The organism is Actinoplanes sp. NPDC051859 (genome assembly GCF_044452725.1).
Lineage (GTDB): Bacteria > Actinomycetota > Actinomycetes > Mycobacteriales > Micromonosporaceae > Actinoplanes.
In genome coordinates this window covers 37,320-60,246 of sequence record NZ_JBITBX010000009.1, presented here as the reverse complement: position 1 = coordinate 60,246, position 22,927 = coordinate 37,320, and the positions used below count along the sequence as shown (strand labels likewise).

Sequence of the window (22,927 nt, the reverse complement as noted above, 5' to 3'; positions counted from 1 at the left end):
GCCAGGCCGACGCCGGCCCGATCGAGGAGATCAGGGCCGGCGTCGGAGGAAATGTGGTGCGGGTCAGCCCTTCGGGATGTCGAAGAGCTTGGCTACCTGGGCCGCGAGGCCGAGGTCACCCTTCGCCTTGATCTTGCCGGTCATGAACATCATCATCGGGTTGCCGTCGCCCGACACGACCTTGAGGAAGGTCACCGGGTCCATCGTCATGGCGAGCTTGGGCTCCCGGACGGCCTGGTTGGTGACGGTGCAGGCACCGTTCTCGATCACCGTCTCGTAGGTGTCGGTCGCGCCGCCGGGGCCGCCAGTGATGTTCCAGTGGATGACGGCCTGGGTCGATCCCGCCCGGTCCGCCCGGAACAGCGTGGGCATCCGGTTGAACACCTCGTCGAGCACCTTGCCGCGGTTGTCCGAGCCCATGACCTCGGTGATCTTCGAATCCGGGGTGGACTTCACCAGAGCGGCGAACTCCTTCGGACCGATCGAGGCGAGCGTCTCGGGGTTGAATTCAGTCATCGGTGGACCTTTCGGGATGAGCGCTAGACCTACTCACGAGTAACCTTAGCGATAACCCGCGTCGAAGTGCAGTGTCTCAACCACCAAATAAGCATTGGACAGTGAGCCCCGTCTCTCTTAGACTGCCCAACATGTCTTTGAGGGATGAGCAAGCCACGCTGCGCGCGATGGCGCATCCGGTGCGTCTGCGCATCCTGTCGCTGCTCACCGGGGCTGCGCTCACCGCTGCCGACATCTCCCGCGAGCTCGGGCTCACCCACGCCAACGCCAGCTATCACCTGCGCACGCTGCTGGCCGGCGGCCTCATCGTGCCGGACGGCGAGGAGCGAATCCGCGGCGGCATTGCCAAGCGTTACCGGTACGACGCTGCCCGTGATCGAGAACGTGATCGAGAGTCCGGCCGAGCCGTCAACGCGGACGTCCAACGGCCCTTGTTCGCCACGGTCGCCAACGAGCTGATTCGGCGTACCGCGGAGGCTGACTGGTCCGTCGGCGGCACCATGACCGACGCCGAGCTCTGGGTGGATCCCGAGGTCTTCCGGGATGTGCGCGATCGCATTGCTCGGGCCAGCCGCGACCTGCACGATGCGGCTCGCGCACCCCGAACCCCGGGAGCTGTCCGTACGAGCACCACGATCGCGATGTTCAAGATGGTGGATCCGTGAGCGCCCTTGCGCCCCTGCGGCACTCCGGGTTTCGGTGGTTGCTAGCGGGCCGGACCGTCGCCGCGTTCGGTAACGCCGTCGCGCCGATCGCGCTCGCCTTCGCGGTGCTGGATCTGACCGGCTCGGCCGGGGACCTGGGCCTCGTCGTGGGTGCCCGGATGATCGCGCACGTCCTCGTCCTGTTGATCGCCGGTGCGCTCGCTGATCGACTGCCAAAAACCCTGCTCATGGCGGGCTCCAGCGCCGCTGCGGCGGTCACCCAGGGTGCGGTCGCAGCCCTCGTTCTGACGGGTACGGCCACAGTCCCCCTGCTGATCGCCCTCGCCGCGGTCAATGGTGCAGTCGCGGCGCTGGCTCTGCCGGCCTCGTCGGCGATCCTGCCCCAGCTCGTCCCGGCCGAGCACCGGCAGCAAGCTAACGGCCTCAACCGCCTGGTCTTCAACAGCGCCTACATCGTCGGCGCACCGGTCGGCGGGATCCTCGTGGCGGCAGTCGGCCCCGGCTGGGACATCGCAGTCGACGCTGTCACTTTCCTCCTGGCCGCTGCCTTCTTTGCCGCCCTCGGCCGGTCGGCTCGACGGGCCGACCCGGCGGGACCGGCCGCCAAGCGTGGCCTGGCCGTGGTGGCGCCGGTGCCTGATGCTGTTGCCGGCGCCGTTCTCCGTACCGAAAAAAGGAGCATGATCACCGATCTGCGCGAGGGATGGACCGAATTCCGGTCGCGGACCTGGCTCTGGGTTGTGGTGGCAGGCTTCTGCCTGATCAATGCCGCGCTCAGCGGCGGTTTCAATGTGCTCGGACCGCTGGTCGCCGATGCGACCGTGGGCCGTCAGGCCTGGGGTTTCGTGCTTGCCGCGCAGACCGGTGGAATGGTGCTCGGCGCGGTGGTGGCAATGCGCTTACGGGTGCGGCGGCTGCTGTTTGTCGGAGTCCTGTGTACTGCTTGTGAAGCATTTCCGGTGCTGACCCTCGGGATTGCGCCGCACCTGGGCTTGCTGCTCGGCGCCGCATTTCTCGCGGGGTTCATGATCGAGCAGTTCGCCGTCGCATGGGAGACGACGATGCAGGAACATGTGCCCGCGGATCGGCTGGCGCGCGTGTATTCCTACGACATGGTCGGGTCTTTCGTGGCGATTCCGCTCGGGCAGGTCGCCGCCGGGCCGATTGCAGCGGCGGTCGGGGTCACCCCGACGTTGGTCGGTGCGGCCGTGCTCATCGTGTTTGCCGTGGTGGCGATGGCTAGCAGTCGCGCCGTCCGCACCCTGCGGCACGGTTATCCACAGGCCGATCGGAGCGACCCGCGGCCCGTGGAAGAATTGGCCGCGTGAGCATCCCTAACGTCCTCGCCAGCCGTTACGCCTCCGCCGACCTCGCCGGCCTCTGGTCGCCCGAGGAGAAGATTCGGATGGAGCGCCGGCTGTGGCTCGCCGTCCTGCGCGCCCAGCGGGATCTCGGGGTCGCGGTGCCCGACGGGGTCGTTGCGGCATATGAGCGGGTCGTTGACGACGTCGACCTCGGCAGCATCGCCGAGCGGGAACGAGTCACCCGGCACGACGTGAAGGCTCGCATCGAGGAGTTCAGCGCGCTCGCCGGGCATGAGCACATCCACAAGGGAATGACCTCCCGAGACCTCACCGAGAACGTCGAGCAACTGCAGATCCTCGCGTCGCTCAAGCTCGTTCGGGGTCGGATCGTCACCGCGCTTGCGCGCCTCACCGAGCGGGCGGTCGAGCACAGCGACCTGGTCATGACCGGGCGGTCGCACAACGTTGCCGCGCAGGCCACGACGCTGGGCAAGCGCTTCGCCAGCGCCGCGGAGGAGCTGCTCATCGCCTACGAGCGGCTGGATGAGCTGATCAGCCGATATCCGCTGCGCGGTATCAAGGGCCCGGTCGGGACCGCCGCTGACCAACTCGACCTGCTCGACGGCGACGAGGAGAAGCTTGCCGAGCTGGAACGCAAGGTCGCCCATCACCTTGGCTTCGAACGGGTGCTGACCAGCGTCGGTCAGGTCTATCCGCGGTCGCTCGACTTCGACGTGGTGTCTGCGCTGGCCCAGGTGGTTGCCGCGCCATCGTCGCTAGCCACCACGATCCGGCTGATGGTGGGCCAGGAACTGGTCACCGAAGGCTTCAAGCCGGGCCAGGTGGGCTCCTCCGCGATGCCGCACAAGATGAACACCCGCTCCTCGGAGCGGGTCAACGGCCTCGCCGTCATCGTCCGCGGCTACCTGTCGATGGTCGGCGAACTCGCCGGCGACCAATGGAACGAAGGCGACGTTTCTTGCTCGGTCGTGCGTCGCGTTGCGCTGCCGGACGCTTTCTTCGCCACCGACGGCCTCTTCCAGACCTTCCTGACGGTGCTCGACGAGTTCGGCGCCTACCCCGCGGTGATCGCCCGCGAACTGGACCGCTTCCTGCCCTTCCTGGCGACGACGAAGATTCTGGTCGCCGCGGTCCGCAAGGGCGTGGGTCGCGAGGTCGCCCACGAGGTCATCAAGGAACACGCGGTCGGTATGGCCCTGGCCATGCGCGAAAAGGGTGCCGCCGAAAACGACCTCTTCGACCGCCTCGCGGCGGATGAGCGCCTCGGCCTGTCCCGCGCGGAAATCGACACGTTGGTCGCCGACCGAGCCGCTTTCGTCGGGGCGGCGCCGGCGCAGGTCCGGGAAGTAGCAGACCGAGTTGCCCGGATCGTCGCCGCCCACCCGGAAGCGGCGACCTACACGCCCGGCCCGATTCTGTAACCACGTCGGGCCGAGCAGGGTGAGCGGAGCCGTCCGAGCTTCGCCCACCCTGCTCTACGACAGCTGGGCTTCGACCTGGAACGTCACACGCCGGCGATGGAGCGGATCCATGGGCGGTTGTAGGCGACGCTGCCGTAGTACTGGCGGCTGACGCCGTCGGCCGTCGACGCCACGCCTACCTGGGCGCCGTTGTAGAACTGCGGACCGCCAGAGTCGCCGCGCCAGGCCGCACCGCTGATGCCAGTGCTGCCGATGGCGCGCCCGCCGTAGGCGTCGGTCTGGTTGGTGGTGGTGACGCGGACGGTGGCCGTCTTCAAGGTGACGGAGCCGTCGCAGCCTTCGTAGCAGGTGCGGCCCCAGCCGTAGACCGAGTTCGTCGAGCCCACCGGCGGGTAGGAGCTCGACAGCTTCGCGTAGCTGGTGGTGATGGGGCTGCTCAGGCGCATGATGGCGAGGTCGTAACGGGTCGACGTCGCGGTGACCGAGCGGGTGACTCCACCGGAGGTCCGGTTGGTGCTGCCGACGCGGACGGACATCTCGCCCTCGATGCAGTGCTTGGCGGTGAGGACGTACTCCGCCGCGATGATCGTGCCGGAGCACATGAATTCGCCGTCGCTGAAGACTGCGGCGGCCCACGGCGCCGAGGAGACGGTGCTGCCACCGATGATGTGCTGGGGGCCGTCGTCAGCCGCGTTCGCGACGGCGGGGACGGCGAGAGCGCCGGTCAGGGCGGCGGCCAGCGAGACGACAGCGATGCGAGTGCGCACGCCTTGCTCCTTCGGTTCCGTCGATGCACGAATGGCATCGAGCTTGATCGAATGAACGTAGGGTGGCTGTGGTTTTGCATCTACATTTCAATTGAGACCTATCACGATGTGATGGTCCGGTTGCGACTTAATGTCATCGGATAATTGCATTCCGTATTCGTACCGTGTGCGAGATCACTCTAGGGATGCCCAGCTCAGCCACGTGTACGTCCGCCTGCCGACACCGGCCGATGGGTCGATCGGCGGCCGTACAAGGTAGGCTTTGGCCGCTCGCCCCTTAGAGGGCCACCCAACTGCGCGCCTAAACAGTCAGGAGTGCCCGTGGCTCGCGTCGTCGTCGACGTCATGCTCAAGCCGGAGATCCTCGATCCGCAGGGCCAGGCGGTCGCCAACGCGCTGCCGCGGCTCGGGGTCAGCGCTGTTTCTTCCGTACGGATCGGCCGCCGTATCGAGATCGAGTTCGACGGTGAACCCGACCTGGAGACCGCCCGCGAGATCGCCGACAAGTTGCTCGCCAACCCGGTCATCGAGGACTTCTCGATCCGGGTCGAGGAGTCGGCCGACGACGCCGCGCAGATGAGCGCGTGACCATGCGGATCGGAGTCGTCACCTTCCCGGGTTCGCTCGATGATGGCGATGCCGCCCGCGCGGTGCGCATCGCCGGGGGTGAAGCCGTGCGTCTCTGGCACGGTGACCCCGACCTGCACGGTGTGGACGCCGTGGTCCTGCCCGGCGGCTTCTCCTACGGCGATGCCCTGCGCTGCGGCGCGATCGCCCGGTTCGCCCCGGTGATGGAGACCATCATCGACGCCGCTCGGGGCGGCCTGCCCGTGCTGGGCATCTGCAACGGTTTCCAGATCCTCTGCGAGGCCCACCTGCTGCCCGGCGCGCTGACCCGCAACCAGCACCTGCACTTCCGCAACCGCGATCAGTACCTGCGGATCGGCGGCGCGCAGACTGCCTGGACCAACAGCTTCTCCGACGGCCAGGAGATCCTCATCCCGGTCAAGAACGGCGAAGGCTGCTACGTCGCCGACGAGCGCACCCTCGACGAACTCGAGGCCGAAGGACGGGTCGTCGCCCGCTATATCCGCGGCAACCCGAACGGCTCGCAGCGTGACATCGCTGCCATCACCAACGCGGCCGGCAACGTCGTCGGCATCATGCCGCACCCGGAACACGCGGTGGAGGCGCTGACCGGCCCGTCGCTCGACGGCCTCGGTTTCTTCACCTCCGCCCTGCGGCACCTGGCCGGGACGGCCGCGGGCGGGCAGCTCACAGGGGGAGCCCAGCGATGACCACCCAGCCCGACATCGCGACCAGCGGCGCCCCGACGCCGACTCCGGTGCCGAACCAGGCGCCGGCCCGCAGCGGATTCGCCGCCACCGACGTGCTGGCCGACGAGTTCGGCGCGGTGGACACCGTCCAGCTGGCGTTCGACACGCCCGAGGACCTGCAGCCGCACACCGAGCTGGGTCTCAAGGACGACGAGTACGACCGCATCCGGCAGATCCTGGGGCGCCGCCCCACGGCCTCCGAGCTGGCGATGTACTCGATCATGTGGAGCGAGCACTGCTCGTACAAGTCGAGCAAGGTGCACCTGCGCCAGTTCGGCGAGAAGGCGCCCAAGAACACCCGGATGCTCGCCGGCATCGGTGAGAACGCGGGTGTCGTGCAGATCTCCGACGAGCTCGCCGTCACCTTCAAGGTCGAGTCGCACAATCACCCCAGCTACGTCGAGCCGTACCAGGGCGCGGCGACCGGCATCGGCGGCATCGTGCGCGACATCCTCGCCATGGGCGCCCGCCCGGTCGCGGTGATGGACCCGCTGCGCTTCGGTGCCGCGGACCATCCCGACACGGCCCGCGTGCTGCCCGGCGTGGTGGCCGGCATCGGCGGCTACGGCAACTGCCTCGGCCTGCCCAACATCGGCGGCGAGATCGTCTTCGACCCGTGCTACCAGGGCAACCCGCTGGTGAACGCGCTGTCCATCGGCGTACTGCCGGTCGAACGGTTGCAGACCGCCAAGGCAGCCGGCGTTGGCAACGTCGTCGTGCTGCTCGGCGCGCGGACCGGCCGGGATGGCATCGGCGGCGTCTCTGTGCTCGCCTCCGCCACCTTCGACGAGGGTGCCGAGCAGCGCCGCCCGTCGGTGCAGGTCGGCGACCCCTTCATGGAGAAGCTGCTCATCGAGAGCTGCCTCGAGCTGTACGACGCCGGCCTGGTCGTCGGCATCCAGGATCTCGGCGGCGCCGGCCTGACCTGCGCGCTCACCGAGACCGCCGCCGCGGCCGGCACCGGTATGCGGGTGTGGCTGGAGCGCGTGCCGCTGCGCGAAGCGTCCATGTCGCCCACCGAGATCCTCGCCAGCGAGTCGCAGGAGCGCATGCTCCTCATCGTTTCGCCGGAGAAGCTCGACCAGGTGCTCGCCGTCGCCGAGAAGTGGGGCGTCTGGGCCACCGCCATCGGCGAGGTGACCCCGAGCGAGGCCCCCGGCCAGCCCGGCCGGCTGGTGATCACCTGGAACGACCACGTGGTCGTCGACGTGCCGCCCGGCTCGCTCGCCGACGACGGCCCGGTCTATGCGCGCCCGATAAGGGAACCGGCCGACCTCATCCTGCTGCAGGCCGACCGCGCCGAGACGCTGCCGCGTCCGACCACATCGGACGAACTGCGCGAGACCGTGCTGCGCATGATCGCATCGCCGAACCTGTGCGACAAGACGTGGGTCACCGAGCAGTACGACCGGTACGTCCTCGGCAACACCGTGCTCGCCCAGCCGGAAGACGCGGGCGTGCTGCGGATCGACGAGCGCACCGGCCTCGGCGTCGCGCTGTCCGTCGACGGTAACGGGCGGTACACCCGCCTCGACCCGTACGAGGGGGCGCGGCTGGGACTGGCTGAGGCGTACCGCAACGTCGTGGTGACCGGTGCCGAGCCCATCGCGGTCACCGACTGCCTCAACTTCGGTTCGCCCGAGGACCCGTCGGTGATGTGGCAGTTCGCCGAGGCCGTACGCGGGCTCGCCGACGGCTGCCAGCAGCTGGGCATCCCGGTGACCGGCGGAAACGTCAGCTTCTACAACCAGACCGGTGCCGCCGCGATCCACCCGACCCCGGTGGTGGGTGTGCTGGGCATCCTGCAGGACGTGGCGCGCCGGGTGCCGATGGGCTTCCCGCCGCCCCCGTCCGCGGACGGCGACCTGCTGTTCCTGCTCGGCACCACCGAGTGCGAGCTGTCCGGTTCCGAGTGGGCGTGGGTCACCCACGGCCACCTGGGCGGCCGGCCGCCGAAGGTCGACCTGGCCCACGAGCAGCGCATTGGCCGGCTCATGGCCCAGGCCGCGGAGCGCGAGCACGTGGTGGCGGCACACGACCTTTCGGACGGTGGCCTCGCGCAGGTCCTGGTCGAGTCCTGCCTGCGCCGCAACGTCGGCGCCCGGATCACGCTGCCGGAGCACGACGCGGCGACCACGCCGTTCGTGTGGCTCTTCAGCGAGTCGGCCGGCCGGGTTCTCGTCGCAGTGCCACGCGGGCACGACATGGCGTTCGTGGCGCTGGCCGCGGAGCACGGCGTGCCGTGCACCCCGATCGGCGTGACGACCCGGGAGTCCTCGCTGGAGATCCAGCACCAGTTCACGCTTCCGCTGGACGAGTTGCGGGAGGCGCACACCGCCACCATGCGCAACCTGTTCGGCAGCCCGGCTGAGCTGGGACCCCGCCCGGCGATGGTGTCGCCGGTGGTCGCGACGGCTTCGGTTGCCGGCGCAACGGCTCCGTTTGCCGGTGCGGCTGCGGAGATCGCGACTGATCTCACCTCGGCGACGGTCGACCTCGCGTCGGACACCACGTCTGCGGAAGACGCGCCGCTGGCTGCGGGGATTGACGCGCTGGCGGCGGGGGCTGACCCGGCCGACGGGCTGGCGGCGAGCACGGGCCTGGCCGACGGGCTGGCGGCGAGCACTGGCCCGGCGGCGGGTGCTGGCCCGGCCGATGAGCTGACCGACAGCGAAGCCGCGCCGGTCGAGGGCACGGTTGAGCCGACCGAGGGTGCCGGCCCCGCCGACTCCCTGATCGAGGACGAGGGTCCGGCTGCCGAAGTTGCGGGTCTGCCCACAGCGGTGGACGCGTCGAGTGCCGATAACTCAGATGACGTCGCCGACGTCGCTGAACCGGAGGCTAAGGCCTGACCCGAGCACCACACTCACAGAACGCCACGGCTATTTCTTCGCCGTGGCGTTCTGCTTTGCCAGCCTGGCCGACGAGCGCATGACGCCTAGCCGGGGAGGGCTGGTTCCCAGCACCGCGCGGCCCGGATCAGCCGCGAATCAGCCCCAGCAGGGCGGCATGTGTCTCCTCGTCAGCTGCTACGACCAGTCCACCCCGTCCGGTGTGCACCGGCTGACCGTCGATCCCGGTGAGCACGCAACCGGCCGCCTCGCAGAGAGCGATGCCCGCCGCGAAGTGCACGCTGTCCTGGAGGTGGCCGTCGGTCACGTACGCGGCGCGTCGTCCGGCAGCAACCCAGGCCACCGCCAGCGTGGTGGAGACCACGCGCGGCCGGAACCGGGCTACGAAGCCTTCGTCGGCGAGCCTGCGGGCCGCCGAGAACACCTCCTTGTTGGGAAAGGGCGGGTCGAGATTGAGATCGACCAGGCCAGAGGCGGCGGACGGTGCAAGTCGTTGATCCTGCTCGGCGTGGCGGACGTATGCGGCGGTGCCATCGGTCCAAAACACCTCGCCGGTGAACGGATCTGCGGAGGCAGCGGCGGTGCAGCGCGAGTTGGTGATCAGAGCGACGTTCACCGAGGCCAGCATGGTGCGTACGGCGAAGTTCAACGTTCCACACAGTGGATCGACGAGCCAGCGACGGTGGGAGTGAGCGTTACCGGTCTGCCCGCTTTCCTCGCCGACGACGGGATCGTCCGGCCGGGCAGCGCGCAGGACGGCGAGGACGGCCTGCTCGGCGTCAAGGTCGGCGCTGGTGGCGAAGTCGCCCGCGGACTTCTCGTACCGGGTCAGCTCGGTGCCGTAATGGGAGCGAACGACACGGGCGCCGGCTTGTGCCGCGGCGATGGCAAGATCTGCATCGGTGATCATGGCTGTCCACAGTAAAGGCCAGCCCTGTCGTGGTGACAGGACCGGCCTTTAGCGGATAGCTGTGCGGTTAGCCGTCGTTCCAGTCGCCCTGCCGCCGCTGCCCGGGGTGCGAGCCCTCGGGGGCTTGCGGCCGCGGAGCGCCACGCCGACCCTGGTCGCCGTCGTAGCCGGTGCCCCCGTAGGGACCGCCGCTGTAGGAGCCGCCTCGCTGGTCGTAGCCGCCCTGGTCGTAGCCGCCCTGATCGGCGTAGCCCTGGCCGGCGCCGTAGGTGCCACCCTGAGCCGGGTTGCCACCGTACGTGCCGCCACCCTGTGCGGGGCCGCCGTAGGTGCCCGCCGGCGCAGCTCCGCCGTAGGTGCCGCCGGCCTGTGGCGCGCCGCTGTAGGCATTGCCGCCCTGCTGACCGCCGTCGTTGTAGCCGCCGTACGAGCCGCCGCCGTAGGTGCCGCCGCCCGGCTGGTCGTAGCCACCTTGGTCGTAGCCGCCCTGATCGGCGTAGCCACTCTGCCCGGCGTTGCCGTAGGTGCCGGCCTGCTGCGGGGCGCCATAGGTGCCGCCGCCCTGCTGGGGAGCTCCGTAGTTACCGCCAGCCTGGGGGCCGTACGCGTTGCCGCTGTCGATCCCCGCGCCCGGGCCGTCCCAACCGCCGTAGCCGCCCTGGTCGGCGGACTGCTGGCCGTAGCTGCCGCCCTGGTAGCCGCCGGCCTGGTACGCCCCGCCCGCCTGCTGGTCCTGGCTGGCGTACTCGCCGGCGCCGTATCCGCCGTCGTAGCCCTGCTCGGGGCCGTACGCGTCCGGCGTCGGCCGGTACATGCCGGTCGGCTCGTCGAAGCGCTGCTGGTCGCGACCTTGGTCGTAGCCGGTCTGGTCGTAGCCGGCCTGATTGTTGTCGTACGCGGTGCGGTCGTCGTATCCGCCGCTGTAGCCGTGTGCGTCGCGGTCGTCGTAGCCGCCGCTCTGTGCGGGGACGGGTGCACCGCCGAACTGAGTGGCCGTTCCGTAGGCGGCACCCGCGGCACCGGCCGCGCCGGCTGCCGGGGTGGCACCCCAGCCGCCGGGTGCGTTGTAGGCGCCGTTCTGCGGCAGCGGGGCGCCGTACGGGTCGGGGAACTCGTCGACCGGTTCGGCAGCGGCGGGACCGCGATGGATCATGGTCGGAGCATCCGACATGGACGGTGCGCCGGAGCGCGGCGCGATGATCGTGGCGTCGCCGCCGCGGACACCGACCGCCGGTGCCATCCGGGTCTGGTCGGCGCCGCTGTATCGGCTCGGGGCCGGTGCGAGCGGGCTCTTTGCCAGGCCGCTGTCCGAGTCGTCCGATTCATCCGGGTTGGACTTGCGGCGCATCAGCATGAGGACGATGGCGCCGATGCCGCCGGCGACAAGGAGCCCGCCCATGATGATGAACAGCATCGAGCCGGAGCTGTCGTCTTCGCTGGCTGCCTTCTTTTGATCACTCGTCGCGGCGGGGGTTTCGGCACCCGCATCGGCCAGCGTCGCATCGTCCGCCGTTTCGGCACTGGCGGCCGGGGTCGCGCTTGCCTGCGCTGACGGCGTGGCCGACGTCGGCGTGGCCTTGGACTTGATCGTCAGCGGAACGTTGACGGACCGGCCGGCGCCACCCTCGGCGTTCACCGCCACCGTGTCGTAGCCCTGCATCGCCGCGCCGACGGTGAGCTGCCCCGTCGAGATCGGTGCGCTGTCGGAGGACGTGAAGGAGTAGCCGCCGTCGCTGTTGCTGGCGGTGCTGTACGTGTGGCCCTGGCTGTCCCGCAGCCCGACCTGCGCGCCGGCGACCGACTTGCCGTCCTGGTCCTTCACCTTGCCGCTGACCTGACGCACCGTCTGCGGCTTGTCCGGGCCGCGCACGATGACCGACCGGTCTGCGCTGCCGCTGGCGCCGTCGATCGTCGCGACGATCCGAACGGTGATGTTCTTCGTCTGTCCCGCGTCGACAGATCCGGCGGTGAGCGTGGCCGTGAACGTCTTGTTGGAGCCGGCCGGGATCGTGTCACTGAGGTTGCACTGGCCGGAGCAGGCCATCCCGCCGGCTTCGATCACCACCGAGACGCCTGCGTCGGCGCCGGGGACGTCGACGTTCTTGTTCGCGACGGTGTATGTCAGGGTGGTCTTGCCCCCGGAGGGAATGTCTCCGGACGACAGGCTGGTGATGGAAACCGAGGGTTCCACCGCCGCCAGTGCCGCCGAGGGGGCGGCGACGAGAACGCCACCGAGCATGGCCAGGAATGCACCGGCCTGGAGAGCCCGTAGGTGCGTTGTCACGTCCACCGCCTTCCGGTCGCGCGGTCCTTGGGCAGCATGAGGATTGCCCACTGGATTCCGCGACGAGTACACACCGTCGGCCACTATGCCCTGTCGGGGGACATTCGCGCGACCCAGGGCCGCGGGGTTGTGGTCGAATGCCGGGTCGTATTGTCCCGACGTGTCTCCTGCGCACAATAAATCCGAGTCGGTCGGCGCGGCGTTGGACGCGCTGGACGGTGGCGGCGAACCCGATCGTTCTGTGCTCCGTGACGCTGTGCGAGCGCTCCTGTCCGACCTCGCGCGCACCGCGCCGGGCCGATCGGTGGAGGTCCGTATTCCACCTTTCGGTGCGATTCAGTGTGTGGCCGGTCCGCGGCACACCCGCGGCACACCGCCCAATGTGGTCGAGACCGATCCGCTGACCTGGCTACTCGTCGCGACGGGCCGGCTGGGCTGGGCAGATGCCGTGGAGTCCGGACGGGTACGGGCCAGCGGAACACGCACCGACCTGGCGCCGTACCTGCCTGTGCACCCGGGCTGATCGCTGGTCACCTCGCGTACACTGGGCGCTCGGTACAGCCCCGCATAGTCCGAGCAGATCAGCATGAGGGAGCAAGCGCGTGCCCCGAGGCGACGGCCTGTTGACCGACGATCTCGACCCCCAGGACCGCGGACCCCAGGATGCCTGTGGCGTCTTCGGCGTCTGGGCTCCCGAAGAAGAGGTCGCAAAACTCACCTATTTCGGCCTTTTCGCCCTGCAGCATCGCGGGCAGGAGGCTGCCGGCATCGCCGTCAGTGACGGGTCCGGTGTCGTCGTCTACAAGGATCTCGGCCTGGTCTCCCAGGTCTTCGACGAGCCGACCCTGGCCAGCCTGCGCGGACACCTCGCGATCGGGCACACCCGCTACTCCACCACCGGCGGCTCCAACTGGGAGAACGCCCAGCCGACGATCCGAGCCACCACGGCCGGCACGACGATCGCTCTGGCGCACAACGGCAATCTGGTCAACACCGCCGAGCTGGCCCGGGAGGTCGCGGAGCGCGGTCTCGAGGCCGACTCCGCCACCTCCGACACCGCTTTCGTCACGACCCTGCTGGCCGCTCGCCCCGACCTGTCGGTCGAAGCCGCGGCCATGGAGGTGCTCCCGCGGTTGAAGGGCGCGTTCAGCTTCGTCTTCATGGACGAAAGCACCCTGTACGCCGCCCGCGACGCGCAAGGCGTCCGTCCGCTCGTGCTCGGCCGGATGGAACGGGGCTGGGCGGTCGCTAGCGAGACCGCGGCTCTCGACATCGTCGGTGCGAGCTTCGTCCGCGAGGTGGAGCCCGGCGAGATCCTGGCGATCGACGAGCACGGCCTGCGGTCGACCCGGTTCGCGACGCCGGAGCCCAAGGGCTGCCTTTTCGAGTACGTCTACCTTGCCCGTCCGGACACCACGATCGCCGGCCGCAACATCTATGCCGCGCGGGTTGAGGTCGGGCGCCGGCTGGCCAAGGAGCATCCGGTCGAGGCCGACCTGGTCATCGGCGTACCGGAGTCGGGGATCCCGGCCGCGATCGGATATGCGGAGGAGTCCGGCATTCCGTACAGCGCGGGCTTCATGAAGAACGCGTACGTCGGCCGTACCTTCATCCAGCCGTCGCAGACGATCCGCCAGCTGGGCATCCGGCTGAAGCTGAACCCGCTGCGCGAGGTGGTCCGCGGCAAGCGGATCGTCGTCGTCGACGACTCGATCGTCCGCGGCAACACCCAGCGCGCCCAGATCCGGATGCTGCGCGAGGCCGGCGCGCTCGAGGTGCACGTCCGCATCTCCTCGCCGCCGGTGAAGTGGCCGTGTTTCTACGGCATCGACTTCGCCACCCGCGCCGAGCTGATCGCGAACGGCCTGGAGATCGACGGCATCCGCCGCTCGATCGGCGCCGACAGCCTCGGCTACGTTTCGCTGGACGGTCTGGTCCAGTCGACCGAGCAGCCGAAGACACGACTCTGCATGGCCTGTTTCGATGGGCAGTATCCGATCGAGCTGCCGGCCGGGCACTTGATCGGCAAGCACCTGCTCGAGAGCGTCGGCAAGCGAGCGGCCATGCCCGACGCCTCGCCCGAGGCGGCCACCGCTGCGGTGGCCGGGCTCGAGCAGGACTACGAGGACGAGCAGTACGTCGAGGGCGAGCGCGACCAGGCGACGCCACTCGTCGGCAGCCCGGGCGGCGTCGACGCCCTGCACCGCCCGTAAGCTCCGGCCGACCGGAACCAGCTCCGGCCGACCGGAACCAGCGCACCACCGCGAACGTCGTAACCAGCGGCACAGCCGAGCACCACCACCAAAGGGGAGAACCGTGACGCACGTGTCCGAGCGCAACAGTGCCGGATCGAACGGCAACGAGGGCGCCGACCGTCAGCCGTGGTCGGCGGGAGCCGCCCGCAGCGGCCGTAAGCGCACGGTCACCTACGCGGACGCCGGCGTTTCGATCCACGCCGGCGAGCGCGCGGTCGAACTGTTGAAGTCGAAGGTGAAGAAGACCAGCCGCCCCGAGGTCATGGGCGACCTGGGCGGCTTCGCCGGGCTGTTCAAGCTGAACACCCAGAAGTACAAGAGCCCGATCCTCGCCTCGTCGACCGACGGCGTCGGCACCAAGCTGGTGATCGCGCAGCAGCTCGACATCCACGACACGATCGGCATCGACCTGGTCGCCATGGTGGTGGACGACCTGGTGGCCTGCGGCGCCGAGCCGCTGTTCCTGCTCGACTACATCGCGTGCGGCGAGGTCGTGCCGGACAAGGTCGCCGAGATCGGCGCGGGTATCGCGGACGGCTGCCGCTACGCGGGCTGCGCGCTGCTCGGTGGCGAGACGGCTGAGCACCCGGGCGTGCTGCGCCCGGACGAGTACGACGTCTCCGCGACCGGTGTCGGCGTGGTCGAGGAGAGCGAGATCCTGGGCGCGCACCGGGTGGAGATCGGCGACGCGGTCATCGCGATGCGCTCCTCTGGCCTGCACTCCAACGGTTACTCGCTGGTGCGGCACGTGCTGCTCGGCGCGGGCCGGATGCGCCTCGACACCGTGGTGGACGACTTCGGCAAGCAGCGCACCCTCGGTGAGGAGCTGCTGACCCCGACGAAGATCTACGCCAAGGACTGCCTCGGCCTGATCGAGGAGACCGACGTCCGGGCGTTCTCGCACGTCACCGGCGGCGGCATCCCGGGCAACCTGGTGCGGATCCTGCCGGAGACCGTCGACGCGGTGGTGGACCGTTCTTCCTGGCGCCCGCAGTCGATCTTCGACCTGATCCAGGCGAAGGGCCGGATCGAGGACACCGAGATGGAAGCCACCTTCAACATGGGTGTCGGCATGTTCGCGATCGTCTCCGCCGACGACGCGGACCGTGCGATGGCCTACCTGACCGGGCGTGGCGTCGAGGCCTGGCAGGTCGGCGAGGTCATCGAGGGCAGCGGCCAGGTCCAGATGATGGGTCAGTACACCCGCGGCTGAGTCGTGTGACAACGGCGCCCGCCCCACGCAAGCCGGGGGCGCGGCGCCGTTTTCGTTTCCGGTTACACCTTGTCTACGGATACATCACAGACGGGAGTTTTCCCGCGCGAGGTGTGCAATGATCCACGGGTGTCGATGGATTGAACCCGTGGGATCTTTTCTTCGTGAAGGGGAGAGGCAGGGCACACACGGGTGGACGTCGACGCCTAGCCTGGCCTGAGTCGACGACGACGGGGGACGGAGGTGTCCGTGGGAGCGCCCTGGAACGGGATGCGCGGGATCGCCTCGGTGCCCACGTACGTCGTCATGCAACCCACCACCCTCTGCAACCTCGACTGCTCCTACTGTTACCTGCCGTTGCGGCGAGTGGACCAGAAGATGCCCGTCGAAGTAGCCGGCGCCGTGGCTGCGGGTGTCGCCGACTGGGCCCGTACCGGAAGATTCTCGGTCGTGTGGCACGGCGGTGAGCCGCTGACGGCGGGCCGGGAGCACCTGGCCGCGCTGATGCGGCCGTTCCCGGTCGAGGTCGAACATCACGTGCAGACCAACGCCACCCTGATCGACGACGCCTGGTGCGAGTTCTTCGTCGAGCACCAAATGCGGGTCAGCGTGAGCGTCGACGGACCCGAAGAGCGTAACGGTGACCGGGTCACTCGGGGTAACAAGCCCGCCTACGACCGGATCGTGCGGGGCATCGCTGCGCTGAAGCGGCACGGCATCCCGTTCTCCGCGCTCTGCGTGGTCGGCCGACCCGAGCCCGGCCTGGCAACCGAGCTCTACGACTACTTCCTCGGCCTCGGCTGCGACGTCCTCGGCGTCAACGTCGAGGAGTTGGAAGGCGTCAACCTTCGCGCCAACAAGCACCCTGAGCAGGACGTGACCGCCTTCTGGGCGGAGCTGGTCGGCGCCTGGCGCCGTGATCCCCGCATCCACCTGCGCGAGGTCGAATGGTCCCTGCGCTACGCGGCGGCCGTCCTCGACGGCAGGTCCGACGACGTCCTGCCCCGGCAGCTCGACCCGATCCCGACCATCGCCCACGACGGCAGCGTCGTGCTGTTGTCGCCCGAGTTGGCCGGCTTCACCGACCCCCGGTATGGCGACTTCAGCAGCGGAAACGTGCTGACGACCCCGTTGCCGGAGATCATCGCGGGAGCGACCGGGACACCCTGGATCCGCGAGTTCCTCGACGGAGTGGAGGCCTGCCGCACGCAATGCCCCTACTTCGGCTTCTGCGGCGGTGCGCACGCGGCCAACCGCTACTTCGAACAGGGCCGGTTCGATGTGACGACGACCGACCACTGCCGGAACAGCAAGATTCGCCTACTGGAGGGAGTGCTGGACCATGCCCGAGACCACGAGCCCACGGCCGTCTGACCGCACGGAACCGGATCCCGTGACGGCGCGGGTGCGGGAGTCCGGGCCCGGTTTGCGCGCCCTGCTCGACGAAGCGCAAGCGGCCCGCCACGAGCGCGCCGAGGCTGACGGGTCGGCGGTGTGCGCCTGGAACCACTTCGAGAACATCCCGACCTTCTACAACTGGAACAACCGGCCGAGATAGCTTCGCTTTTTATAGGTACGGGCACAGCAGAGTTCCGTGGCGCACAGCGCCGGCTGGCTGCCGTCCCGACCACGACCCGCGGCCGCCGGCCGGGTCGGGGGGACATGCGCTTCCCCGGGCACGGCGATGATGCGTGGGTGAGTGCACCGACCGGGCGTCGGGCGGCATCCGGGCCTAGACCGATTTCGGCCATGGCGGCTGTCGCCGTTCCGGTCGACCTGGGCAGCCTTGTCCGATGTCGCTCGAGCTCTGATGCGGCTCCGATGGGCAGCATTCAGAGCTGCGCGGTGGGGCGTGTTGCGCGGGGTCGCTTGGCCTGTTCGAGGCTGCGCGGGTGGGCGTGTTGAGCGCGGGACGATGGGTTCGTTGGGCGCAGCGTTGGCGGGCCTTGAGCGCAGTACAGACCCACCCTTGGCACGCGGATTGAGTGGGCGTGTCGGCCGCCAGCTTGGTGGGCAGCTTTCAGCCCAGCCTGGTCTGCGGAGAGCGTTCGCGCAGCGTGCGGCGACCCCATGTGGGGAGCGTTCAGCGCGGCGTGCGGCGACTCCCGTGAGGAGCGTTTGCGCAGCGTGCGGTAACTCCGTGGGTGGCCCCGGGTGGCAGCTGGCCGGTCCGAGCCTGGCGTCCGGGGGACGGCGGGCATGGCGGAGGGCGGCGTGGCGCTGGGGTTCAGTCGGTGCGGCGGCGGTGCCGCGGTGACTGCGGAGGGGAGAACGCTATGCACAGGCCATGATGCCCGCGCGGTCAGACCGCGTGGGCATCATGAACTGTCGGACGACCACGACATGCCAGAGCACGCGGAAGCCGCGTGCTCACTGCAATACGGGTCAACGCCTTGGCGGCGGCCAACTGTCGTGCTCGTCGTCCGCATCGTCATCATCTTCGTCATCGACAAGCTCATTGTCGTCGACTTCGAAGTGATGGTCGGACTTACCAGCACCCCCCAGTTCGCGCTGCAAGGCGGTGAGGTCGGTGTTCGGGGAGTGGTACTTCAACTCCCGGGCCACCTTTGTCTGCTTGGCCTTAGCACGGCCGCGCCCCATGGCTCGACCCCCTCGCACAGAATTCGGGGCAGCCCGAAGGCGGGCCCCGATGACGTCAGGCATCTCTCGTGGGTCTTACGGTACATGGACGATGCCGCCTTCGGCACCTCGGGTTACGTGTACCACCGCCGCGCGTCGTGACCGGGGTGGGACGCGACGCGCGACGGCGTACAAAAGGCTCAGCCGAGGTAGATGCTGCGGAGCCGTCCGACTTCGGCCATCCGGCGCTCGGCGAGGCGGTCCGCGGCCACGGCCGGCGGCACGCCCTCGTCGGAGGCGAGGCGCAGGATCTGGCCGGTGGTGTCGAAGATCTTGGTAGCCCGGAGCTTGGCGCGCTCGAAGTTGAAGCCCTCGATCTCGTCGGCCACCTGGATGACGCCGCCGGCGTTGACTACGTAGTCCGGGGTGTAGAGGATGCCGCGCTCCTCGAGCATCTTGTCGATGCCGGGGTGGGCGAGCTGGTTGTTCGCGCCACCGGTGACGATCTTGGCGCGCAGCACCGGGACCGTGTCGTCGTCCAGGGCGCCGCCGAGGGCGCACGGGGCGTACACGTCGATGTCGCTGGTGATCAGCGTCTTGGTGTCCGGGACGATGTCGATCTGCGGGTACGTCGCCCGGGCCCACTCGAGCGCGGCCGGGCTGACGTCGGTCGCCACGACGGTGGCGCCGTCCTCGATCAGGTGACCCGCGAGGTACTTGCCGACCTTGCCGAGGCCGGCGATACCGACCCGGCGGCCGGCCAGGGTGGGCCGGCCCCAGGTGTGCTCGGCGGCCGCGCGCATGCCCTGGAAGACACCCCAGGCGGTCAGGACGGACGAGTCGCCGGCGCCGCCGTGTTCGACGCTGCGGCCGGTCACGTAGCTGGTCTCGCGGGCGATGACGTCCATGTCCGGCACGTAGGTGCCGACGTCACAGGCGGTGTAGTAGCGGCCCCGCAGGGTCTCGACGAAGCGGCCGTACGCGCGCAGCAGCGCCTCGGACTTGTCCAGCTCCGGGTTGCCCCAGATGACCGCCTTGCCGCCGCCGAGGTCGAGGCCGGCCAGGGCGTTCTTGTACGCCATGCCGCGCGAGAGGTTCAGCACGTCGGTGACGGCCGCCTCCTCACTCTCGTACGGGTAGAACCGGGTGCCGCCCAGCGCGGGCCCGAGGGCCGTGGAGTAGATACCGATGATCGCCTTCAGGCCGGTGTGCCGGTCCTGACAGAAGACGACCTGCTCGTGCCCGGCGGCCTCGATGCCGTCGCTGCTTACGAACACGCCCATGACTGCTCTCTCCTGAGTGTGTGTTTTGTCGAGCGCCCTCGTGGGACGCCCTGCCTGGTCCGGCGGGGTGTTGCCGGACATCGCGAGCCTAGCCGTGCATGTTGCCACCCAAATGGCTGCGTGAGGGGAGTCAATCGGGGGCAGTTTCGTGAAAGGATCGCGCCGTGCCGTCACTGTTCGCGTCGTACCTGCGCGTTTATGAACCGCTGACCGCCTTCGACCGAGACCGCCAACTCTTCTGGCGGCGGTACGCGCGGGAGGGGCGGGCGCTGGGCCCGGTCGAGGGACCGGTCCGGCAGCGCACTGCCGTGCTGGAGGCGCTGGGTGCGGGCTGGACCCGACTGCCCGACCTGCCGGACGAGGCGTACGTGTTGGAGTGGGGCGATTCGCTGCTTGTTTGTCCTTGGAATCTACGGCTCCGGGTGGCTGAGGCGGCGCTGAATGCCCGGGACGGGGTGCCGAGCGTCCTGGCCGACGCTTTCGTGCCACCGGTGCTGGCCGGCCAGGCCAAGGCTGTGGTGGAGGATTGGCGCAGCGGGGCGAAGGTGCTGGAGCACGGCGTGCCCCGGGTGCACGAGCAGGTCGCGACGTGGGGTGTGCCGTTGCGTTGGTTTGTCTTTGTGGACCTGGACGAGCGGGAGATCAACCTGTCCGGCGGCCGGCGCTCGCTGGTTTACCGCACGGAGATCTCGAAGGCCCGGCGGCGGGCGCACCGGGGTGTGTCGGTGCTGCGGAAGTCGTTGGGGGACGCGCCGATCACGGAGGCGGTCGAGGAAGGCACGCGGTGGTTGGAGGAGTTTCACCCGCGGTCGATCGTCGAGCTCGACTATGGCGGCTTGACCGGGCTGCTGCAGGACGACGCGTTGCGCGAGGACGATTCACCCGGACTGGTGGCGGCCGGACTTTCGGCACTGTCCCGGGGGGATGCGGAAGCCGCGACGGAGGCGTACGAGAAGTTGGTCGCCCGGTGGCGTGCGGTGCAGTTGCTCGAGCGCTGCAACTAGGCCGCCGGGGGTAGCGCCGTGACCAGCCGAAACGGGACGAAGGGTCACGGAAGGGCGCGCCAGAGAGCGCTCTCAAGGCGAATACTCTTCGTAATCACCGATCCGCGAAGCGTGATTTTCGGTCCAAACAAGACACTTTCTGGCGTAGAAAACTTGCATAAATCGGGCATGCTTCAACCGTCTATCTAGGGACGTTCGGCCGTTCGGCCCATGTCGGACATCGGGGACTAGCCGGACCATGAGAGACGCACCGGCCGGCGGGACCCCGGCCGATGTCTATAGGTACCTGTGGAGGAGTGACCCATGGCATCGCGTACGCATGATCCTGAGCCGCTACTGACCCCGGCCGAGGTGGCGTCGATGTTCCGAGTCGACCCGAAGACCGTCACCCGGTGGGCAAAGGCGGGCAAGCTCAGTGCAATTCGCACTTTGGGCGGGCACCGTCGCTACCGGGAGTCGGAAGTTCGGGCCTTGCTGCAAGGACAGATTCCGACGCAGCGTCAGGGCGACTGAACAAGGTCGACGACGAAGGATCGATAGAAGGGGCGAGCGCCGGGGAAGGCGAATCGCCCCTTCTCCGTTTTCCGGAGGGGGTAAGACTCCGGAAGCACGGAAAATCTCAGGACACCAGGATGGTCGTCGTGCCGTGCACACCACGGCGCAGCCGGCTTCCCAGCATCGTCAGGTGGCCGAGAAGGCCGTACTTGCGGGTCAGGGCCTTGCCGATGCGGATCCGGTCGGCCTCGTCGCCGATCCGCGCGGTCGCCTCGACCGCCTCGCCCGACGGGTTGCCCCGCAGGTCGCAAGCCGTGACCGTGACCCGGCCACTATTGCGGATGCGCTTCAGCTTGCCGGTGCCCTTGGGCGTCCAGAAGGCGATCCCGGCGCCGTCGGGGACCACCCAGAGCGGCGTCCCCACCGCTCGGCCGTCCCGGCGGAACGTCGTCAGCAGGGCGTACTTCTCGGTACCGAGTTGCTCCAACGTGGGCATGCGTCAAGAGTAGTGACAATGGATCAGCCACCGCTCGGGGACGTGTTCGGCGAGATGATCCGGGACGCGTACGCCGTACGCACCGGAGTCGGGCCACGGCCCCTGGCCGGCGGGCGAGTGCCCCGGCCCGTCATCGAGATCATCGAGCGGGACGACGGGCTGATCAACGGCGCCCCTGCCGATCACTATCTCGCCGAGCCCGAGCACTGGCAGCCACACGACGTGCGTGCGCTGCGGCTGTGCCGGGGTGCCGTGCTCGACATCGGCTGCGGAGCTGGGCGTACGGCGATCGAGCTGCAACGCCGTGGCATGGCTGTGACCGGGTTGGACACCTCGCCCGGGGCCATCGAGATCGCGCGCAAACTCGGGCTGCGTGACACCGTCGTCGCCGCCGTCGACGAGTACGCGCGGGCGGAGACCCGGTACGACACGTTCCTCTTGCTGGGCAACAACCTCGGTCTGCTGGAGGGCCCCGAGCGCGCCCCGACCTTTCTGGCGGCGCTGGCGGCACTGGCCCAGCCGGGTGCGCGGATCGTCGCGCAGGGCACCGACCCGTACGGCACGACCGATCCGGTGCATGTGGCCTATCACCAGCGCAACCGGGAGCGGGGCCGGATCGGCGGCCAGCTGCGGCTTCGGCTGCGCTACCGGCTGCACGCGACGGACTGGTTCGACTATCTGAACTGCTCGGTCGAGGAGCTGGCGGAGCTGCTGCGGGGAACTGGCTGGACGCTGAAATCCGTCGACACCCAGGATCGGCCTTACTACCTTGCGGTCATGGAGTTGACCTCATGACCACCGCAGCGCTAACGGTGTGTGGTTGACCTCGGTCGTGCCCGCTGGATTCCTGTGCGCGCAAATCTGAGTAAACGGACAAAATGCTCTCTATCTGAGGTCTTTGTGCGCTGGCGGTTAGCGTATGGGGATGGGAGGCGTTACGCGCAGTCAGCGGACGAACCTCCTCGGTGCCGTCGCGCTCGTTGCCGCCCTGAGCGGACTTGCCTTCGGACTGCCCGCCCTCAACCACGCTCTACCCGCCGACCGTGCGGTGCCGACCGACCGGCCGTACGCGATCGGGGGCGGGGTCACTGTTGTTCCACCGCCCGGCGCGCGGATCGATGTCACCGAGACCCGGCCGGCAAATGACTCCGGGACCGTGCTTTTTCGGCTCGGCCCGGTGCGCTACCTGGTCAGCGTCCAGCCCTACCACGGCACGCTGCCGACCGCGGTCGCGCGACTGCGGCAACGCATCACCGGCACCTCCGGCTATCAGGTAACCGGCACCGAGCTGACCGTGGCGACCGCGAGCGGCCTGACCGGCCTCCAGGGCGGTTACAGCGGCCCAGGCCGCGGCGGGCGCTACGCCGTCTTCGTCACAGCCGGGCGCGCCATCGAGGTCACGGTCAGCGGCGACGACCTGGACCTGGGCCGAACCCTGCCGGTCATCGACGCCAGCACCGGCACCCTCACGTTCGTGCCGGAGCGGTCCCGATGACCGCGGAGCTGCCGGAGCGGCCGATGACC

Annotated in this window: 21 protein-coding genes and 1 pseudogene; 15 read left to right on the top strand and 7 right to left on the bottom strand. The window is 69.1% G+C overall.

Annotated elements, in window-relative coordinates; translation table 11 throughout:
* Positions 1-63: 63 nt before the first annotated feature.
* On the bottom strand, positions 64-516 hold the full coding sequence (locus ACIA1L_RS22690; protein WP_396074866.1) for an SCP2 sterol-binding domain-containing protein: 453 nt from the start codon (positions 514-516) through the stop codon (positions 64-66).
* Positions 517-647: 131 nt separating this feature from the next.
* On the opposite strand from ACIA1L_RS22690, the gene ACIA1L_RS22685 reads away from it, so the two are divergent.
* Genes ACIA1L_RS22685 through purB form a run of 3 tightly spaced genes read left to right on the top strand, consistent with a single transcriptional unit; the run spans position 648 to position 3,927 of the window.
* Positions 648-1,181 (top strand): ArsR/SmtB family transcription factor, encoded by a 534-nt coding sequence (locus tag ACIA1L_RS22685; protein WP_396074865.1) that lies wholly within the window; start codon positions 648-650, stop codon positions 1,179-1,181.
* A complete protein-coding gene (locus ACIA1L_RS22680; RefSeq protein WP_396074864.1) occupies positions 1,178-2,509 on the top strand; it encodes an MFS transporter in 1,332 nt (443 codons plus the stop codon). The genes ACIA1L_RS22685 and ACIA1L_RS22680 overlap by 4 nt, the downstream gene beginning before the upstream one ends.
* Positions 2,506-3,927 (top strand): adenylosuccinate lyase, encoded by a 1,422-nt coding sequence (gene purB, locus ACIA1L_RS22675; protein ID WP_396074863.1) that lies wholly within the window; start codon positions 2,506-2,508, stop codon positions 3,925-3,927. Before ACIA1L_RS22680 ends, purB begins: the two co-directional genes overlap by 4 nt.
* A gap of 83 nt (positions 3,928-4,010) precedes the next feature.
* Here purB and ACIA1L_RS22670 read toward each other — a convergent pair whose 3' ends face one another.
* Entirely contained in the window at positions 4,011-4,694 is a 684-nt protein-coding gene (locus ACIA1L_RS22670; RefSeq protein WP_396074862.1) for a S1 family peptidase, read from the bottom strand.
* 321 nt (positions 4,695-5,015) lie between these two features.
* Between ACIA1L_RS22670 and purS the strand changes: the two genes are divergently transcribed.
* The 3 genes and pseudogenes from purS to purL all read left to right on the top strand — a co-directional run.
* A complete protein-coding gene (gene purS, locus ACIA1L_RS22665) occupies positions 5,016-5,282 on the top strand; it encodes a phosphoribosylformylglycinamidine synthase subunit PurS (RefSeq protein WP_396074861.1) in 267 nt (88 codons plus the stop codon).
* Positions 5,279-5,992 (top strand): phosphoribosylformylglycinamidine synthase subunit PurQ, encoded by a 714-nt coding sequence (purQ, locus tag ACIA1L_RS22660; RefSeq protein WP_396074860.1) that lies wholly within the window; start codon positions 5,279-5,281, stop codon positions 5,990-5,992. Before purS ends, purQ begins: the two co-directional genes overlap by 4 nt.
* Positions 5,989-8,526, top strand: a pseudogene (gene purL, locus ACIA1L_RS22655) (phosphoribosylformylglycinamidine synthase subunit PurL); the annotation flags it as partial. The gene purQ and the pseudogene purL, both read left to right, overlap by 4 nt.
* A gap of 484 nt (positions 8,527-9,010) precedes the next feature.
* On the opposite strand, the gene ACIA1L_RS22650 reads toward purL, so the two are convergent.
* Together ACIA1L_RS22650 and ACIA1L_RS22645 are read right to left on the bottom strand one after the other, a co-directional pair.
* Entirely contained in the window at positions 9,011-9,793 is a 783-nt protein-coding gene (locus tag ACIA1L_RS22650) for an inositol monophosphatase family protein (protein ID WP_396074859.1), read from the bottom strand.
* 67 nt (positions 9,794-9,860) lie between these two features.
* Complete coding sequence (locus ACIA1L_RS22645) at positions 9,861-12,077, bottom strand: carboxypeptidase regulatory-like domain-containing protein (RefSeq protein ID WP_396074858.1); 2,217 nt, start codon at positions 12,075-12,077, stop codon at positions 9,861-9,863.
* Positions 12,078-12,237: 160 nt separating this feature from the next.
* Between ACIA1L_RS22645 and ACIA1L_RS22640 the strand changes: the two genes are divergently transcribed.
* From ACIA1L_RS22640 to amcA, 5 genes are all read left to right on the top strand, one after another.
* Positions 12,238-12,600: a sterol carrier family protein gene (locus ACIA1L_RS22640; RefSeq protein ID WP_396074857.1), complete on the top strand. Its 363-nt coding sequence runs from the start codon at positions 12,238-12,240 to the stop codon at positions 12,598-12,600.
* A 79-nt stretch (positions 12,601-12,679) separates the two neighbouring features.
* Complete coding sequence (gene purF / locus ACIA1L_RS22635; RefSeq protein WP_396074856.1) at positions 12,680-14,290, top strand: amidophosphoribosyltransferase; 1,611 nt, start codon at positions 12,680-12,682, stop codon at positions 14,288-14,290.
* A gap of 103 nt (positions 14,291-14,393) precedes the next feature.
* A complete protein-coding gene (purM, locus tag ACIA1L_RS22630; protein WP_396074855.1) occupies positions 14,394-15,545 on the top strand; it encodes a phosphoribosylformylglycinamidine cyclo-ligase in 1,152 nt (383 codons plus the stop codon).
* 270 nt (positions 15,546-15,815) lie between these two features.
* The gene (gene amcB / locus ACIA1L_RS22625; protein WP_396075108.1) at positions 15,816-16,919 is read left to right on the top strand and encodes a cyclophane-forming radical SAM peptide maturase AmcB; all 1,104 of its coding nucleotides are present in this window, start codon (positions 15,816-15,818) and stop codon (positions 16,917-16,919) included.
* Positions 16,888-17,103, top strand: coding sequence for a multiple cyclophane-containing RiPP AmcA (amcA, locus tag ACIA1L_RS22620; RefSeq protein ID WP_396074853.1), 216 nt, complete (start codon positions 16,888-16,890; stop codon positions 17,101-17,103). The genes amcB and amcA overlap by 32 nt, the downstream gene beginning before the upstream one ends.
* An 827-nt stretch (positions 17,104-17,930) precedes the next feature.
* Here amcA and ACIA1L_RS22615 read toward each other — a convergent pair.
* Both ACIA1L_RS22615 and ACIA1L_RS22610 read right to left on the bottom strand, forming a co-directional pair.
* Positions 17,931-18,146 (bottom strand): DUF3073 domain-containing protein, encoded by a 216-nt coding sequence (locus tag ACIA1L_RS22615; protein ID WP_396074852.1) that lies wholly within the window; start codon positions 18,144-18,146, stop codon positions 17,931-17,933.
* 179 nt (positions 18,147-18,325) lie between these two features.
* The gene (locus ACIA1L_RS22610) at positions 18,326-19,408 is read right to left on the bottom strand and encodes a Glu/Leu/Phe/Val dehydrogenase (RefSeq protein ID WP_396074851.1); all 1,083 of its coding nucleotides are present in this window, start codon (positions 19,406-19,408) and stop codon (positions 18,326-18,328) included.
* A gap of 164 nt (positions 19,409-19,572) precedes the next feature.
* Between ACIA1L_RS22610 and ACIA1L_RS22605 the strand changes: the two genes are divergently transcribed.
* Together ACIA1L_RS22605 and ACIA1L_RS22600 are read left to right on the top strand one after the other, a co-directional pair.
* A complete protein-coding gene (locus tag ACIA1L_RS22605) occupies positions 19,573-20,412 on the top strand; it encodes a hypothetical protein (protein ID WP_396074850.1) in 840 nt (279 codons plus the stop codon).
* Positions 20,413-20,715: 303 nt separating this feature from the next.
* Positions 20,716-20,925, top strand: a complete 210-nt coding sequence (locus ACIA1L_RS22600; RefSeq protein WP_014687221.1) for a BldC family transcriptional regulator — start codon at positions 20,716-20,718, stop codon at positions 20,923-20,925.
* Positions 20,926-21,031: 106 nt separating this feature from the next.
* Here ACIA1L_RS22600 and ACIA1L_RS22595 read toward each other — a convergent pair whose 3' ends face one another.
* Positions 21,032-21,403 (bottom strand): PPOX class F420-dependent oxidoreductase, encoded by a 372-nt coding sequence (locus ACIA1L_RS22595; protein ID WP_396074849.1) that lies wholly within the window; start codon positions 21,401-21,403, stop codon positions 21,032-21,034.
* 18 nt (positions 21,404-21,421) lie between these two features.
* Here ACIA1L_RS22595 and ACIA1L_RS22590 point away from each other — a divergent pair, with 18 nt between their 5' ends.
* Positions 21,422-22,198, top strand: coding sequence for a class I SAM-dependent methyltransferase (locus tag ACIA1L_RS22590; protein WP_396074848.1), 777 nt, complete (start codon positions 21,422-21,424; stop codon positions 22,196-22,198).
* Between the two features lie 130 nt (positions 22,199-22,328).
* Positions 22,329-22,898 carry a hypothetical protein gene (locus ACIA1L_RS22585; RefSeq protein WP_396074847.1) on the top strand — a complete coding sequence of 190 codons (570 nt, stop codon included), beginning with the start codon at positions 22,329-22,331 and terminating at the stop codon, positions 22,896-22,898.
* Positions 22,899-22,927 lie beyond the last annotated feature (29 nt).